We start from the raw sequence: 16132 nt of genomic DNA on the forward strand, positions 1-16132 counted from the left end.
AATGGCGGCACTGAATTATCTGGGGGTTGCCCTGGTCTTGATGCTGATCATTGGGGTCGGTATCTATTCAGGGCGCAAAGTGAAGTCGGCCGCCGACTTTGCAACCGGCGGCGGCAAGGTAGGACCTTGGATGATCAGTGGCACTATCATGGGCGCGCTGGTCTCAAGTCAGGCCAGCATCGGGACAGCTCAATTGGCGTTCAGCTATGGTGTTTCTGCCTGGTGGTTTACGCTGGGCTCTGGCCTAGGGTGTCTGATCTTGGCACTGGGCTATGTGCGTCCTTTGCGCCGCAGTGGCTGTACGACGTTGATGGCCGTTATTGACGGGGAGTATGGACATCGAGTGGAATATGCTGGCTCTGTGCTGAGTTCAATCGGCATTTTTATCTCGGTTCTGGCCCAGGTCGTGTCGTGTACAGGTCTTATCACTGTAATTTTTCCAGTATCTACAGTGGTAGCAGCGGCCTTGTCCGTGCTGCTGATGACTGTCTATGTAGTGTTTGGCGGTGCCTGGGGGGCTGGTATGGGTGGTATCGTAAAACTGGTGCTGCTCTATGCCGCCTGTATTGCCGCCTTGGCAGCGGTATTGGTGCTCAGCGGTGGTTTAAATGGTTTGAGGGATGACCTACAAAGCGCGTTGGTCGGAACGGCGCAAGGTGCGGCCGCAGGAATTAAAAGTCTGAAGGATATGTCTGCACGCTATGGAAGTCTGGTCGCACGGGGGGTGGCCAAAGACATCGGTTCCGGCCTTTCGCTGTTGCTGGGCGTTCTGTCTACGCAGACCTATGCACAGGCGATTTGGTCCGGGCACAGTGATCGTACCGCACGACGGGGGGCCCTCCAGGCGGCAGTGTTGATCCCGCCAATCGGAATTGCTGGAATCGCCGTCGGCCTTTTTATGCGCAGTCACTATATTACTCAGGCGGAAGCAGATGCGCTGCTGTCCTCTGGGCAAGCGCTGCCAGGAGGAATGGGGGTCCTGACCTCGACCATTCAGGTCTTTCCCACGTTTGTCGTCAACCATATGCCGGTGCTCTTTGCGGGCGTTGTGCTGGGAACCCTGCTGATTACAGTAGTAGGGGGTGGAGCGGGCCTGTCGTTGGGTGTGGCCACTATCATGGTAAACGATATCTATAAAAAGATTTCCGCTCGTTTTGAATCGACCGCCATGGCGCTATTCGCAACACGTGGTACGATACTGGCCGTATTGGCGGTCTCGGCAATCATTGCTTGTATTGTGCCGTCGGCCACAATTAATGACTTCGGGTTTCTTTCAATGGGACTTAGAGGGGCTGTAGTTTTTATTCCGCTTACATGCGCGCTTTTTTTGCCGGGCAGGATAGATTGGCAGTTTGCACTGCTTTCGACATTGGGAGGACCGTTGGGAGTCCTGTTGGGAAAACTGCTCAAGGTCGGGGTCGACCCACTATTTATCGGGATGGGAGTTTCACTTTTTATGGCTTGCCTGGGCTGCGTAATGGGGGACAGAAAACGGAGAGCGCTCGCAAACAGCAGGGAGAAATGAAGCTAAATTTAGAACACTGATCTGATACGATTCCTTGGTGAAAGGTATCTGTCGATTTACGTGATATGCTATGAGATTCAATTGTGGAGGGAAGGCAGTGTCCTCTCATTTTTCATCAGATGACAAATTGATACAGATGACGCAGACACCCGTGCGGCGCTTGGTGGTCACTATGGCCGTGCCGACGATTATCAGTATGTTGGTGACCTCAGTCTACAATATGGCAGACACCTATTTTGTTGGAAAGATCGGGACAAGCGCCACTGCAGCTGTAGGTGTGACGCTTCCGCTCATGTCCATCTTTCAGGCGATTGCTTATACGCTTGGACAGGGTTCCGGAAACACGGTGGCAAGGCTGTTGGGGCAGAAGAAGAGGGAAGATGCAGAGGTGTTTGTGTCTATCGCCTTTTTCAGTGCGTTTTTCTGTGGCGTTATAATCTCTGCGTTGGGTACAATTTTGCTGGAGCCGCTCGTGGGGCTTTTAGGGGCCACGGCGACCAGCGCCCCTTATGCCAGTGCTTATATTCGCATTATTCTGTTGGGAGCGCCCTTCATTATTGCATCATTGACGCTCAACAATCAATTCCGTTTTCAGGGGAATGCTGTTTTTGGTACGATAGGGATTTTTGCCGGAGCAATCATCAACATTGTACTTGACCCTGTTTTTATATTTAAAATGAGTATGGGAACGGGCGGTGCGGCGTTGGCGACAGTGCTCAGCCAATTTCTTGGATTTTGCATACTGGTATGTGGAACCTTTCGGGGAACCAATATTCGATTGTCCTTTCGGCGGTTTTGCCCCACTTGGAAACGGTACTATATCATCCTGCTCAATGGGTTGCCCGCGTTTTGGCGGCAGGCGCTTTCCAGTCTTGCGGTTGTGCTTTTGAATATTGCGGGACGGTCCTTGGGCGGGGATACAGTGGTAGCTGCCATGAGTATCGTTTCACGGGTCACACTGTTTGCAAGTTATGTAATTTTGGGGCTGGGACAAGGATACCAACCGGTTTGCGGATTTAATTATGGTGCTGGCCTCTATGAGCGGGTGAGGACAGCATTCGTATTTCTGGTACGGGCAGCGTTAGAAATATCACTGGGACTGGCTGTGCTCGGATTTGTCTTTGCTCCGCAGGTGGTGGCCCTCTTCCGACGAGATGATCTGGAGGTCATTCAGGTTAGTGCATTGGCACTGCGGTTTCAGTGCCTAACATTTCCGCTGACTGCTTGGATTACGCCAACTAATATGACGTTACAAACGACTGGTCACTCCATTCAGTCTATGGTGCTCTCCATGTTCCAAAAGGGACTCACTTTTGTACCACTCATTTTAATTTTGCCGCCGTTATTGGGCGTATTTGGAATCCAGATTAGTCAATCCTTGGCTGATATTTTTACCTTTCTGATCGCACTGCCGTTAGGTCTTGGAGTTTGGCGGGAGTTGCGTTTTGACCAAGGGGACGAGAAAGATGGAGAAGTGGAAAAGATCAGAGATAATGAATGACCTAAACAGTGATGATTAAGGGGACAATATGAATCAATTCCAATCCTATATACCGACGTGTGTTTTGTTCGGAGAAGGGCAGCTGATGCATCTGCATGAGAAACGCCTTCCGGGAAAGAAAGCGCTTATTGTAATATCCGAGGGGCAGACTGTAAGGCGGTATGGATACCTGGAACGGTTAGAGAAGGAACTGGATTTAGCAGACGTAGCATATGCGGTATTTGACAAAGTTAGATCGAATCCAACGAGGGCAAATGTTATGGATGGTGTAAGGGCCGTTAAAGCCAGCGGTTGTGACTTTGTGATTGCATTGGGCGGCGGATCCGTTATAGACTGCAGTAAATGCATCGCCCTTATGGCAATGAATGAGGGCGATATTTGGGATTATAGCTTGAGTGCAGCAGGAGGGAAAAGGGTACCCCAATTTGAAGCACTTCCCACGGTAGCCATTACAACTTCGGCGGGAACTGGCAGTGAAGTTAACATGGCGGCAGTGATTTCGGATGATGCGCGAAACGAGAAGACTGCATTTCGATTTACTTCCATGTTCCCTGCGATTGCAGTTGTAGATTCAAGCCTGATGGTAAGTGTACCTCCAAAACTTACGGCATATCAGGGAATGGATGCTTTTTTTCATGCTTCTGAGAGTATGATCAACAATAAGAGACACCCCTTATCAGAACTGTTTGCCTTAAAGGCAATAGAGCTGATTGCGCATGCGCTTCCAATTGCCTATCGGGATGGCGGGAATGAGGTGGCCCGCGCAGAAATGGCGCTTGGCAGTACGCTGGCTGGCTATTACATGTTCTGTACCTCTGGACATCGAATAGAGCATGTGATGGGAAGTTACCACCCAAACCTGATCCATGGCGCAGGACTAATTATGACAGCGCATGCTTACTATGCGTTTTTTGCGGGGAAAAAAGCAACCGAAGAGGCCATGATCAAGATGGCAAAGGCAATGGGCATAGCGAACGCTGCTTCCGGCGCGGATTTTGTGACGGCATTGGATCATTTGATTGCTGCAATTGATTGCGCAGATTTGAAAATGAGTGACGCAGGAATTGGGAAAGAGGAATTGCAGTGCTATCCTCGGAAAATCCACGAGGTTTTAGGCGGTGATATTACTGCAGATCCTCTGCTTCTCAGGGATAGGGACTATTTGGAAATCTATGAACGGGCGTATCGATAGCCGTGAGCAAGCAAATGAAATATGTGATATGGAAATGACCGCAAAGTGTCGGATCAATGAGCTGTACCTGTTTTGGGCTACATCTGCGGCTGTATGTATATCCATACGCCCCCTCTCCAAGCTGGAGTGATTACCTATTAGATGTCGGGGTGGGGAGAGTCTTCCGATAGAGTAATCCAAAAACAAAAAGGTGGAATCAAACCATGCACAAGGCCTTGCGTTGCCGATCTTTTACATCTCAAGTCATTTGCAAGAATGCCGCCTAACAAGGGCGTTATAACGCCAAAATTTTCATTTCTGGCATTTGTTGTATTCTGATGGGCAGGCGTAGTGTGGGGGCACTCCGGATTCGGAGATATGAGGGGGAGGGGGGGCAGTGAGGCTTATGTATCAATCAAGGGGATGAACACGGCCGCTGAAAAAGACATGTCGGCACTTTTATGGGGGACCACCCCCCTAGCGCGTATGAGCGCCGCTCAGAAGGCATGAACCCACCCGAGTTCAGCCGACAAATCTTAAACTCTTTTTTTGACCGGGGGTGTGGAGCAAGGATGGAGCATGAGAATTGAACAACGAGCGAACAATGAGAAAGCCCCTTTTAGGGCCTCCAAAATCTTTGATCATTATACTCCCGCAGTTTCCGGCTGATCTGTGGACAGCGCAGGGCGCGGAGGGTCTGTGCCTCCCGCTGCCGCACACGTTCCGGGGGAATGCCGGTCTCTGTGCTGAACTCCCGGGGCGTCTTTCTGTGGTAGAACCGCTTACTCAGGATATCCGTCTGAGCCGCTGAGAGCCGCTCCAAGGCTCGTTTCAGCACATCATGGTTGTTGTGGCACTCGCATCTCGTCTCCGGCCGGGAGATCAAGACTGTGGGCCTGGTGGACGGGGTAGCGCCGCTGCTTCTTGCGTCAATACCCCGCAGCCTTTGCAAAACGGGTTTACAGGTGCAAGATGCAGGGACAAATCGATCTGTTCCACAATGGGGACCGCTGCGGCGGTCCCTGCTCTATTTTAACCTGAGGAACGCTTTTGCCCTGGTAATAAAACGATGGCGGTACTGATCGGTGAGCCTCCACAGCCTGCATTTGAGCCGGAAGAAGGTCGCCTCTCGCATCCTGTGAGGGCGCTCCGGTTCGAAGTGGGGCAGGTCCATGGGACAAGGCACATCCTCCAGCCCGAAGCGCTGCCGCAGCAGCTTCACTGCCTGCCGGTAAGGCTGAAATTCATCGTGGGCGGTCTGCTGGCTGCGATAGTTCAGCCTTGCACAGTGGCGGCACCGAAACCGCCCCCATCGCAGATAGAGAAACCTCACCCGGCGCCCGCAGCCCGGACAAAGGAAGAAGGGGCGGGCGCCGCCATAGTGGTTGGGCAGTTTGGATAATGCCACCTGTTCGGATACCGCCCCCCTTCCTGCCTGATAGGCCAGCCATACCGCGTCTTCTCCCACAGTCAGCACGATTGCGTTCCCGCTGCTCCAGGCGGCGGTGTATCTGCCGGACTGGGCCGCATCCCTGAAGCTGTCCAGCCGGTCACAGTACTCTACCGTCCCGTGGGTCCGATTCTGACCGCCCCTGCTCATATCCTCCGCCTCCGTTCGCCTAAATCGTAAGCCGATCTCTCCGGACGCCCACACGATAGCGAGCGTTTTTTCGTCCGGGATTTTTCGGGCCTGCAGATCCGTCCTCTCGTTGTCCCACATCCGCTGTATCCGTTGTTCCAGCAATGCCGAGTGGATCGGTGCCCATATCACAAACCCATTGTACGCCAATGGATGCCGAAAATGTGGTCCGGTGTGGTCCGGTAATTTATAGTCCTCTCGCGATTCCTAAGAAAATTTTTACCGCTATAAAATGGTGGACCGCACCGGACCACACTTCCATTTCAGGCCCAAAATCAAGGATCGTTTTGAGGTCTCCCGCCCTGCTCCGGCAGGGCGTTTTTTCCGGATTTCCGCAAAACCCTCCATAGACTGGCGGAATGTGGGCAGGGCTTCCGCAAATTGGCCGTTGCGGACACACCAATCCTGGTAAGCCCGGTATGCATCCTCGGTCCGGATCTCGCCGGATAGATCCGGCGTCAGCATGTCCTCCACGAACCGGCTGATCTTATCGCTGTCCTTCCGGTACTGCTCTGTGGCTTTCCGTACGGCAGCGGGCGGATCAAATCCGGTCTCCCGCAGCATCCACAGCCCATCCAGGCACCAGTTGAGGACGCCGCTGAGATTCTCGGGCCGGGCCAGCATCCGTTTAAGCCCTTTGTCCTGCTCCGTCTCAGTAAAATGACGTTCAAAAGGGATTACCTTGACGCGGCCGGAGCTGAATACGGTCACATCGGTCACCTTTGGCAGGTGGTTGGTATTGATGAAGAGCTTGAATTGAGGCCGGTACTCGAAGGAGTTCTCATTGAGAAAGCGGGACGTAATGGTATCATTTCCCGTCAGGGTTTTTACCAATGACGCAGACAGCGCCATCTGCTTTCCTGGTTCGGAGATATTGACAGCCCGTGCGCCGGCCAGGCGGGCAATGTCCTCGCTGGGGCCGCTGCTGTTCGTGTTCTGCTTCTGTGCGATGGTATCTGGTGTGGCTGCCCTGCCGTAGCCGCCCTGAAGACGCATATAGGTCTCTGAGATCGTGCCCTTTCCGTTGCGGGTGGTAGCCCCATAGAGGAGAAACAGACATTCCTCCGATGTATCCCTGGTCAGGCCATACCCCATCGCCTTTTGGAGAAATGCGGCTTTGTCCAGGTCGCCTTGCATGACCTCGTCAACGACCTGCTCCCACCGTTCACACCGGACGTTTGGGTCATACAGGACTCCGGATACCGTAGCAAGCATATCCTCCGCCCGATGAGGATGAAATACACGGGGGCGGAGATCCAGCGTACCATTCAGGCAATTGAACAAAAATGGGTCGGCGTCAAAACGTGAAAGCTCCACCGGGTATACGCTGGCGGCGTCTTTCAAAATGGTCTCGCGGTGATTGCGGCGCTGCCAGCGTGTCACAAAGTCCAGATATCCGCTGCGCTGCTGCTCATCCTTGATCGACAGGGCATAAACCGTCAGCGCATCGGCCAGCGCTTTGCACAGTTCCATCACCCGGAGATTCCCGGTATCCGGTACCCACACCCTGCCGTCATAGACAAACCACTTCCTGCGCTCCGGTACGTACCGGGCGCGGTCCCTGTACCAGTCGGCAAACAGATTGCCGCTGCCGATGTCGTTCCAGCCGTAATGCTCGTTCTTCTCCGGGTGAAGCCCTGCCAGTGTTGCCGGACCGGCGGCAGTCCCTGTGGTAAGCTTGTCCGACTTGCGCCGAAAATGCGCCCGGGGATCATAGCCACCAACACAGCCGGCGATGGCGTTCTGAAGGGTGATGGCGCCATAAGTGCTGCCTGCCTGAGGCCGATCCCACTTCTCACGCATCAGGCCGGAGCAGCGGAAGAGACGCTCTGCCTGCTCGGCGTTGCCGTTGCTCCACCAGACCAGTGCGTTGCAGAGGGCCAGATCCGCCTCTGAGTGCGACTGATACCCAGTAGTATTGCCCTCCCACAGAAGGGAAAAAGCTGCTCCGTTCCTGCCCTGTTTGGCCTTTTCGATGAGGGACGTGTCGTCCAGATCAGTATCTCTGCCAGAGGGACCATGAGAAGCCGCAGACCGCGAAGGCCGGCTCATGTACTTTTCCAATACGGCCTGCAGCTGTTCCCCACGCTCCTCCAGGTCCAGTCCTGGGGTAAGTGTGCTGCCGGTGACCGTCACATATTTGTTGGTGCACCCGGCTATGTAGACCTCCAGGCCCGCGTTCTGATTGTTGATGTAGTACCGGGCCTTATCATACCGAAAGCCGCTTGCCTTGAAGAGGATCCGCAGGCCGGTCCCGCTGGGGGAATATTCGGTATAGGCGGACATAGCGGACATGACGTCCAATGCCAGGGCTGATATCTCCCCGCCTTCATTGATACAGTGGTCGATGTCGATTGCACCCAGGCTGTCAAACACGCCCACGCCTACCCCGTCATACCGGTCTGAGGCCGGCAGGGCAACCGCCAGGGGGGCAAAGGCGGCCCGGTTGGTACTCTGAGCCCTGCCGCCGGTCTTCGGGTTATAAGGGACCTTGGTGGCCCTGGTTCCCCGGGTCTCATACCGCCAGCAGCAGAACAGGCCGTGTTCCCGCAGTTCAGCGGGGAGGTTTTCCGGTTGTAACATTCAGCTGCTCCTATTGCAATACATTTGGACAGGGAAGCCGGGGGTGGGAAGGCTTATGGCTGGACCAGTCTTTATGCAGGTAATCCTGCTCATGCCTGCATCACCGCCTCTACGATCTTACCCAGCGTGCTCACCTTGGCATCCAGCACCTCTTTCGCGCTGTCCGCCATAAACTCCCGCAGTTCGCCCAGGCGTATCATTGGGCATCCGTCCCGCTTGTACCGGATCAGCCCGCCGGGACTGATGTTGTACGCCCAGCTTCCCTTTGCCTCGTTTTCGACCGCAAATCCAAACGGGGCACGGCCCTGCTGCAAGGCAGCGTACAGAGTCGTTGTGGACCACCCCACAAATGGGGCCGCCACCTCGACAGGCACGTTCGCATAAGACATCACCGTCTCTTCACTCGGCGGCGGAGCTGCCGTCCTCTTCATAATGCTTCCTCCCGTATAATGTAATGTGATGGTCAGGGACCGGCGGTGGATTTAGATTATGCCGTTTCTTGACCATTGGGAATGCCAGTGGCCAATCCCTGCTCTAAAAGGGTCCGCACGATCTCAGCGTATGAGCATCGAATAAAACGGTCATTCTTCCTGAGTTCAAGGATTTTTTATCCATTTCGTCCGGGAGTGCAATCGTAATCCGCCGCATATCAGTCATATCGTTCACCACCTCTATTCTCAGTCCAGGATCTTGTTCTGATTTTTATTATAGTTCAGAACCTAAGGGCCATCAAGCGAAAGTTCAGAACCTGAACGTACAAAAGTTCGCAACTATTTTTGTGCACTTTTATATGAACTTATGCTTGAAATGGTGATGAACCGATGATACTATTTAAAAAGAAAGAACGAGGTGAGGTATATGCCAACGGAAAAACCCAGGGTTACGTTCACCGTCAGCCCGGAGACCTTAGAAAAGATTGAGGAATACCGCTTTTCTAATAAATCAAAAAATCAGACGCAGGCCATCCTGTCTCTGATTGAAAAGGGCCTTTCCGCATATGGACCAACAACAAAAAAAGCCCCCTCCGATCTCTCGGAGGAGGCGATAAAGGTCGCAAAAGATTACGGCGCTCTTGACCGGCCGGGGAAAAATGTGGTCAGGGCGGTCATTGCCGAGGAGGGCAAGCGGGTAAAGGCGGAGAAGGCGCGGCACAAGGTGGCCGCTCTCCAGCCGCAGGAGCGCCGGTATATCCCACGCTACTTTACTCCGGCGGCTGCCGGCATGACCTCCCCGGCAGAAGGGCAGGACTTCGACCTCATCGAGACCGGGAATGATGTACCGTGGAACGCGGACTTCGCGGTCAAGATCAGCGGCGAATCCATGGAACCTTATATCATGGACGGTTCCACGGTCTACGTGAACCGGGAGCCGTTGGAGAACGGGGATGTCGGAATCTTCTACATCGACGGGGATATGATCTGCAAGCAGTATTACAAGGATGAAAACGGCAATACCCACCTGCTCAGTCTGAACCGGGCGTGGAGAAGCGCCGACCGGTACATCAGTGCCCTTGATACGGATACGATTACGATGTACTACGGCCGCGTCATCCTCCCGCGCAAGCCGATGATAAGCATGGCTTGAAGGAAAGGAAGATTGTAATGAACAATGAAGAAAAGATTCTGGCAATGCTGGAGAAGCACGGGGAGATGCTGGAGCGGATGCAGACATCTATCTCCGCTCTGAAGGAAGATGTCTCCTGCCTGACGACCGGACAAACCAAGCTGGAGGCAGATGTGTCCGGCATAAAGACCCGACTGGACGTAGATATCACAAAGAAGCTTAATTTGCTGGCTGAGGGCCAGCAGACGCTTCTTGAGACGCTCGCGCCCAAGAGCCGTGTGGAGGTGCTGGAGGACGAGATGGTCTTCCTGAAGTCCGTCATTAAGGCGCTGTCGCAGGAAATTGCCGAGCTGAAAAAGGCGCAGTAAAGTAAAAACCGCCCCCGGTGCTGTAACACCGGGGGCGGAAGCTGCACGGGCCCCTAACCATCACGAAAGACGCCGCTATGCCCTTTTATTGTAAGCGAAAGGGTGTGAAATTGCAATAGGAGGAATCAGAAAAATGAGGAGGGCAAATGGAACCGGCAGCGTTGTGAAGCTGTCTGGGAAACGTAGGAAGCCATATGTGACAAAACTATCTGCAAAGGACAAATACGGCATCTACCGGCAGATCGTACTCGGTTACTACGAAAAGGCAAGAGACGCTCAGGCTGCGCTTGATGGCTATAACAGGAAGCTTATGGGGACTCCGTCTCTTACCGCGGACAACCTGTCCACCACGTTTGGCGATATCTATGACCTGTGGTCGGTCCGTAAATACTAGAAGGCCGGGAAGGCATCCGTCGCAAGCTACCGGGCGTCGTGGGCCCGCCTGTCGGCCCTCTCCGGCGTGAAAATGCGCGAGGTATCCATAGACCATCTGCAAGGCATAATCGACCAGGATGAGGGCGCAGGGCTGTCGAAATCGTCCATCAACAACGACAAAATACTGATGAAGGCGCTGTTCCGGTATGCGCTGGAGCGCGATATCGTATCCAGGGACTACTCTGATTTCGTCCAGCTGCCGGGTGTCGGGCCGAAGCATGAGAAAGGCGCGTTCAACGATTTGCAGGTGAAAAAGCTGGAACAGCTGGCCGCCGACGGCTTCCCATGGGCCGACACTGTTTTGATGCTCTGCTATACCGGATTCCGCATCACGGAGTTCCTGACGCTGACACGCTTCTCGTATGACGTGACGGGCAACTATCTGCGCGGCGGCATCAAGACCGACGCCGGACGCAACCGTATTGTGCCGGTACACCCGAAGATCAAGCCGTACCTGCTCCGCTGGCTGGATAAGGACGGGGACACGATCATTTGCCGGGATAATGGTTCGTCGATCAGCTCCAGCTATTACAGGGACGCTATTTTCGGGTCAATCGCAGATGCGCTGGGCGTCCCACAGGCCACACCTCATTGGTGCAGGCACACGTTTGCCACCATGATGCACGATGCGGGCGCTCCCGAATTGGAAACCAAACGCATTATGGGCCACGCAAATAAGGACGTTACAGAGGACTATACCCACACGGATATACAGCGTCTGACAAGTGCAATTTTGCTGTTGGCATAACTCACAATAACTCGCCGTTTGTAACGCGCTGGTAACGTACTTGTAACAAATCTTCCGCAAACCATTGCGGCGCAACGGGTTTGCTTCACAAAATCTTAATGTCATTTTAAGATTTGCCCTACTGTTTTCTAAAGAAACCTCCTTTATACTATACCTTGTAAAAGGAGGGAAACGCTTTGAAAATCCTCATACTGACCGGAAAGTTCGGCATGGGCCATTATTCGGCCTCCCTGTCCCTCCGGCAGCAGCTGCTGCGGGCCTTCCCGCAGGCGGAGGTGGACGTGGAGGACCTGGTGGCCTATGCCATGCCCAACGTGTCCAAGACCGTCTATCAGTGTTTCAACCTGCTGGTCACCCGAGGCAGCGGGCTGTTTAATATGTACTATAAACTCACCGAAAACGCGCATATGGAATTCCGGCCCGCGTTCGAGCCCGTCTTTCTGGATGCGCTGGAGGAACTGCTGACGCAGCGGAGACCGGATGCGGTGGTGGCCACCCATCCCATGTGCGCCCAGCTGGTATCCCGCTACAAAAAGGAAAACGGCAGTACCCTGCCCCTGGTGACCTGCGTCACCGACCTGTCTTCCCACTCCGAGTGGATCACCAGCGGCACGGACTGCTATCTGGTGGGGTCCAACGACATCCGGGAGCGGCTGGCGGCCAAGGGTGTGGAGCGCTCCATCATCTGCGTCACCGGTATCCCGGTGCGCTCGGAATTCAAACGCCCGGTCCAGCGCAGGGCCGGGCGGGAGCGGCATCTGCTCATTATGGGCGGCGGCCTGGGGCTGCTGCCCCGGCGGGACAAGTTCTACGAACAGCTCAACGCCCTGCCCGGCGTGAAGACCACCCTCATCACCGGAAACAACCGCAAGCTTTACGAGCGCCTGGCGGGCAAATATCAAAACATCGAGGTGCTGGGCTATACCGACCGGGTCTACGACTATATGGCGCGCGCCGACCTGGCGCTTACCAAGCCGGGCGGCATTACCCTGTTCGAGACCATCTTTTCCGAGCTTCCCATCCTGGCCTGGGAGCCTTTTTTGCAGCAGGAAAAGAACAATGCCCGCTTCCTGGTGAAGCGGGGATTGGGCCGGGTAGCGGCCAAGGAGCCGGAGGCGTGCCTGGCGGCCATCCGCGCGCTGATCTACGACGACGAAGCGCTGGAGTCCATGGCCCGGAATATGCGGGACATGAAGGGACAGCTGGAGGAACAGAGCCTGGGTCACATCCTGTCGGCCCTGGCCGCGCAGCGGAAGGAGGTGTGCGCCTGATATGAATCGGAAAAGAACCTGGCTGGGCGCCGCCCTGCTGCTGGCGCTCATGGGCGCGACCGGTTTCCTCCTGCTGCGGGAACAGCCTGTCGCGCGGCTGGCGGCGGTGCTGGGACAGGTGAAGCCGCTTTATGTGCTGGCCGGTCTTGGCTTGATGCTGCTCTTTATAGGCTGCGAGGCCCTTTGTTCCCGGCTGATCCTGAGCCGGCTGGGCCATCGCGCTCCTTACCGCCGGTGTCTGGGCTACTCCTTCACCGGATTCTATTTCAGCTCCATCACCCCTTCCTCCACCGGCGGGCAGCCCGCCCAGATCTACTATATGTCCAGGGACGGGATCCCCGCCGCCCACGGGACGCTGAATATGATGCTCATCGCCGTATGCTATCAGGTGGTGGTGCTTCTCTACGCTCTGGGCGTGGTGCTCTTCCGCTTCGATCTGCTGGCCAATCTGGGCGGAGGGCTGGCGCTGCTGCTCCTGTTCGGCGGGGCGGTCAACCTGGCGCTCACGGGGGGGATGCTGTGCCTCATGTTCCTGCCGGGCGCGGCAAGAGCGCTCACCGGGTGGGTGCTGAACCTGCTGGAGCGCCTGCACCTGGTCCGGAATCGTCCCGCTGCGGAGGAAAAGCTGGAGCATCAGATGCAGGAGTACCGCCGGGGCGCCGACTGCGTTAAGGCCAATCCCGGCCTGATCCCCATCCTGGCCGGTGTGACCGCGGTGCAGCTTACCGCGCTGTTTTCGGTGCCTTTTGTGGTGTATCGCGCCTTTGGACTGTCCGGCTACAGCGCCGCAGATATCATCTGCACCCAGGCGCTGGTGACGCTGGCGGTCTCCTCTCTGCCGCTTCCGGGTGCGGTGGGCGCCTCTGAGGGAGGCTTTGTAAAGGCCATGACCCTGTTCTTCGGCTCTGCGCTGGTCACCCCCGCGGTGCTGCTCTCCCGGGGGATCAGTTTCTATTCCTTCCTGCTCATCAGCGCGGGGGTGACCCTCTGGGTCCACTTTCGCACCAGCCGTCCGGCGCAGGCGGCACAGCCGGTCATCGTCACCCCCAAAAAGCCCAAGAGGGTTCGGGGCACGGTGACCAGCTGGTAGAGCGGGGATCTTAGGAAAAAATGCCGGCCCTCTTGTGAGGGCCGGCGCTTTGTTTTATAATGCTGAGGGACAGAAAAAGAAGGAGGTCGGGCGTATGAACTATCTGGGTATTGATCTGGGCGGCACCAATGTGGCCGCCGCCGTGGTGGATGACGCGGGGACGATCCTGGGCCGGGCCAGCCTGCCCACGCCCCGGGGGGTGGAGCCGGTGGCCGACGCCATGGCCGCCGCGGCCCACGCGGCGGCGGTGGACGCGGGGGTCGGCTGGGAGGAGATCGCCACGGTGGGCGTGGGCTCTCCCGGCACCATCCAGCCCGCTGAGGGGGTAGTGAAATACTGGTCCAATCTGGATTTCCGGGACGTGCCTCTGGCGGCGCTGCTGGAAGCGCGGCTGAACAAAGAGATTCACCTGGAAAACGACGCAAATGCCGCCGCCCTGGGGGAATATGCCGCCGGGGCGGGCAAGGGCAGCTCGTCCATGGTGGCCATTACGCTGGGGACCGGCGTGGGCGGCGGCGCGGTGCTGGATGGGAAGCTCTACACCGGCTTCAACTACGCCGGGCTGGAGGTGGGGCACTTCGTCATTGAGTACAACGGACGTCCCTGCACCTGCGGGCGGCGCGGATGTTTGGAAGCCTATTGCTCCGCCACCGCCCTGATCAAGCGCACCCGGGAGGCGATGCAGGCGCACCGGGATTCCAAGCTGTGGGAGCTGGCGGGGGGGAGCGAAGGGGTCAACGGCCGCACGCCCTTTGACGCCGCCGCCCTGGGGGACGCCGCCGCCGGGCAGGTCATCGACGAGTATGTCAGCTACCTGGGCTGCGGCGTGGCCAGCCTGGTCAATATCTTTCAGCCGGAGGTATTCTGCATCGGCGGAGGACCCTCCGCCCAGGGGGAGACCCTGATGGCCCCGGTACGGTACATCCTCAACCGGGAGGATTACGCCCGCAACCAAGTCCACCGCACCCGGCTGGTACGGGCCCAGCTGGGCAACGACGCGGGGTTGATCGGCGCGGCGCTGCTGCCCAAATTCCGCTGAAAAGCCGCGGCGCCCCCGGCCGGATGTTTTCCGGCCGGGGGCGCCGCTCCCTGTCCCGATCCGCCGGCGCGCAGGAGCTAAAGATGGGGGAATTCCTTGCGCACATAGCCGCTCCTCCGCAGCACCATGGCCAGCAGGGTGGATACCACCGCGCCGAACGCCGCCTGCACAAGGTTGCTGGGAATGCCGGCAGCCGAACCGATCAGGCTCACGGCAAAGGCCTGTCCGCCCAGCGAGGCTAAAAGCGCGTCGTACAGCCAATAGCCCGCCACCATGATGGCCTCCGCAGCCAGACCGCACACCGGCAGCGCCCAGGAGCGTTTCCCAAGACCCCGGTACAGCAGGGCGGCCGTCAGCCCCATCAGGGCCTTGATACACAAGGTCCCCGGAACCCAGGCGGCATAGCCGGACAAAAGGTCCGCCAGAGCGGGCCCCAGCCCCCCGGCGGCGGCGCCGTACACCGGCCCCAGCAGATAAGCGCCCAACAGCACGACTGCGTCGCCCAGATTCAGATAGCCCCCGGAGGGAGAAGGAACCTGAAGTACCCGGGTGGCCACATAGCCCAGCGCCGCGAACAGCGCCGTCATCACCAGCATCCGGGTCTGACGTGCCGCCGCGGCCGTATGGTGTTCCGCTGTCTTTTCCATAAAAGTTGGACCCCTTTCCATGCAGATCGCCAGAACCGGCCGGTTCTATCTGGCATTGCCATCATACGGCAAATATGGCATGATTAAAATATCCAAATTCAAGTTTTTTTATAAGGTCAGACGGGCGGCATGCTGAGGGCCTGTGATTTGCCTTACGGCAAATCACAGGCCCTTTCAAACCCTGCGCAGGGGTCCGCCTCACTGGCTGCGGGGGGCGGGGCAGCAGGCTCCTCCAGGGGGAACACCGCCAGAGAGGCGCCGAACAGCACCGCCGCAGCGATAGCGATGGCCTGCACCTTGTTCTGCTCCAGCCAGGGCTTGTAAGGGGCCAGCTTTGGAATGCCGCCGCCCAATTTGTCCAGCGCCGCATAAAGCACGACCGCAATGACCACGCAGATCGCCAGCCGGGTGATGGTCTGCTGTTTGTCCTGTCCCAATTCCATCGGCACCGCCTCCTTATCCACAGTATAGTAGCCGCGGGGGGCGGGTAGACTCGTTTTAAGCAGTTCCAATACAAAGAAATTATGTCGAAAGCGTTAAATTTCCCGAAAG

General features: G+C 56.6%; 16 protein-coding genes. 10 read left to right on the top strand and 6 right to left on the bottom strand.

Going from position 1 to position 16132, the window contains the following annotated elements; all coding sequences use genetic code 11:
• Nucleotide 1: 1 nt before the first annotated feature.
• From NE547_RS08785 to NE547_RS08795, 3 genes are all read left to right on the top strand, one after another.
• Nucleotides 2–1525, top strand: coding sequence for a sodium:solute symporter family protein (locus NE547_RS08785; protein ID WP_256175447.1), 1524 nt, complete (start codon nt 2–4; stop codon nt 1523–1525).
• Nucleotides 1526–1622: 97 nt separating this feature from the next.
• On the top strand, nt 1623–3026 hold the full coding sequence (locus tag NE547_RS08790; RefSeq protein WP_256175449.1) for an MATE family efflux transporter: 1404 nt from the start codon (nt 1623–1625) through the stop codon (nt 3024–3026).
• A 28-nt stretch (nt 3027–3054) separates the two neighbouring features.
• A complete protein-coding gene (locus NE547_RS08795) occupies nt 3055–4218 on the top strand; it encodes an iron-containing alcohol dehydrogenase (protein ID WP_256175451.1) in 1164 nt (387 codons plus the stop codon).
• A gap of 598 nt (nt 4219–4816) precedes the next feature.
• Here NE547_RS08795 and NE547_RS18585 read toward each other — a convergent pair.
• From NE547_RS18585 to NE547_RS08810, 4 genes are all read right to left on the bottom strand, one after another.
• Entirely contained in the window at nt 4817–5035 is a 219-nt protein-coding gene (locus tag NE547_RS18585) for a sigma factor-like helix-turn-helix DNA-binding protein (RefSeq protein ID WP_370866835.1), read from the bottom strand.
• Between the two features lie 189 nt (nt 5036–5224).
• Nucleotides 5225–5797 (bottom strand): hypothetical protein, encoded by a 573-nt coding sequence (locus NE547_RS08800; RefSeq protein ID WP_256175453.1) that lies wholly within the window; start codon nt 5795–5797, stop codon nt 5225–5227.
• A 264-nt stretch (nt 5798–6061) separates the two neighbouring features.
• Nucleotides 6062–8419, bottom strand: coding sequence for a phage/plasmid primase, P4 family (locus NE547_RS08805; protein WP_256175455.1), 2358 nt, complete (start codon nt 8417–8419; stop codon nt 6062–6064).
• Nucleotides 8420–8508: 89 nt separating this feature from the next.
• Entirely contained in the window at nt 8509–8850 is a 342-nt protein-coding gene (locus NE547_RS08810; protein WP_256175457.1) for a hypothetical protein, read from the bottom strand.
• Nucleotides 8851–9277: 427 nt separating this feature from the next.
• Here NE547_RS08810 and NE547_RS08815 point away from each other — a divergent pair, with 427 nt between their 5' ends.
• From NE547_RS08815 to NE547_RS08845, 7 genes are all read left to right on the top strand, one after another.
• Nucleotides 9278–10003, top strand: coding sequence for a S24 family peptidase (locus NE547_RS08815; RefSeq protein WP_256175458.1), 726 nt, complete (start codon nt 9278–9280; stop codon nt 10001–10003).
• 17 nt (nt 10004–10020) lie between these two features.
• Entirely contained in the window at nt 10021–10350 is a 330-nt protein-coding gene (locus NE547_RS08820) for a hypothetical protein (protein WP_256175460.1), read from the top strand.
• A gap of 196 nt (nt 10351–10546) precedes the next feature.
• Entirely contained in the window at nt 10547–10744 is a 198-nt protein-coding gene (locus NE547_RS08825; protein ID WP_256175462.1) for a hypothetical protein, read from the top strand.
• Between the two features lie 72 nt (nt 10745–10816).
• On the top strand, nt 10817–11533 hold the full coding sequence (locus NE547_RS08830) for a site-specific integrase (protein WP_256175464.1): 717 nt from the start codon (nt 10817–10819) through the stop codon (nt 11531–11533).
• A gap of 176 nt (nt 11534–11709) precedes the next feature.
• Entirely contained in the window at nt 11710–12804 is a 1095-nt protein-coding gene (locus NE547_RS08835; RefSeq protein WP_186908014.1) for a glycosyltransferase, read from the top strand.
• 1 nt (nt 12805) lies between these two features.
• Entirely contained in the window at nt 12806–13894 is a 1089-nt protein-coding gene (locus NE547_RS08840) for a lysylphosphatidylglycerol synthase transmembrane domain-containing protein (RefSeq protein WP_186908013.1), read from the top strand.
• 94 nt (nt 13895–13988) lie between these two features.
• The gene (locus NE547_RS08845) at nt 13989–14933 is read left to right on the top strand and encodes an ROK family protein (RefSeq protein WP_186908012.1); all 945 of its coding nucleotides are present in this window, start codon (nt 13989–13991) and stop codon (nt 14931–14933) included.
• Between the two features lie 77 nt (nt 14934–15010).
• On the opposite strand, the gene NE547_RS08850 is transcribed toward NE547_RS08845, so the two are convergent.
• Both NE547_RS08850 and NE547_RS08855 read right to left on the bottom strand, forming a co-directional pair.
• The gene (locus NE547_RS08850) at nt 15011–15580 is read right to left on the bottom strand and encodes an ECF transporter S component (protein ID WP_256175467.1); all 570 of its coding nucleotides are present in this window, start codon (nt 15578–15580) and stop codon (nt 15011–15013) included.
• 152 nt (nt 15581–15732) lie between these two features.
• On the bottom strand, nt 15733–16023 hold the full coding sequence (locus NE547_RS08855; protein ID WP_256175469.1) for a hypothetical protein: 291 nt from the start codon (nt 16021–16023) through the stop codon (nt 15733–15735).
• Between the last annotated feature and the right edge of the window lie 109 nt (nt 16024–16132).

Origin of the sequence: Flavonifractor sp. DFI.6.63, assembly GCF_024462255.1 — a bacterium.
Taxonomy (GTDB): Bacteria; Bacillota; Clostridia; order Oscillospirales; family Oscillospiraceae; genus Lawsonibacter_A; species Lawsonibacter_A hominis.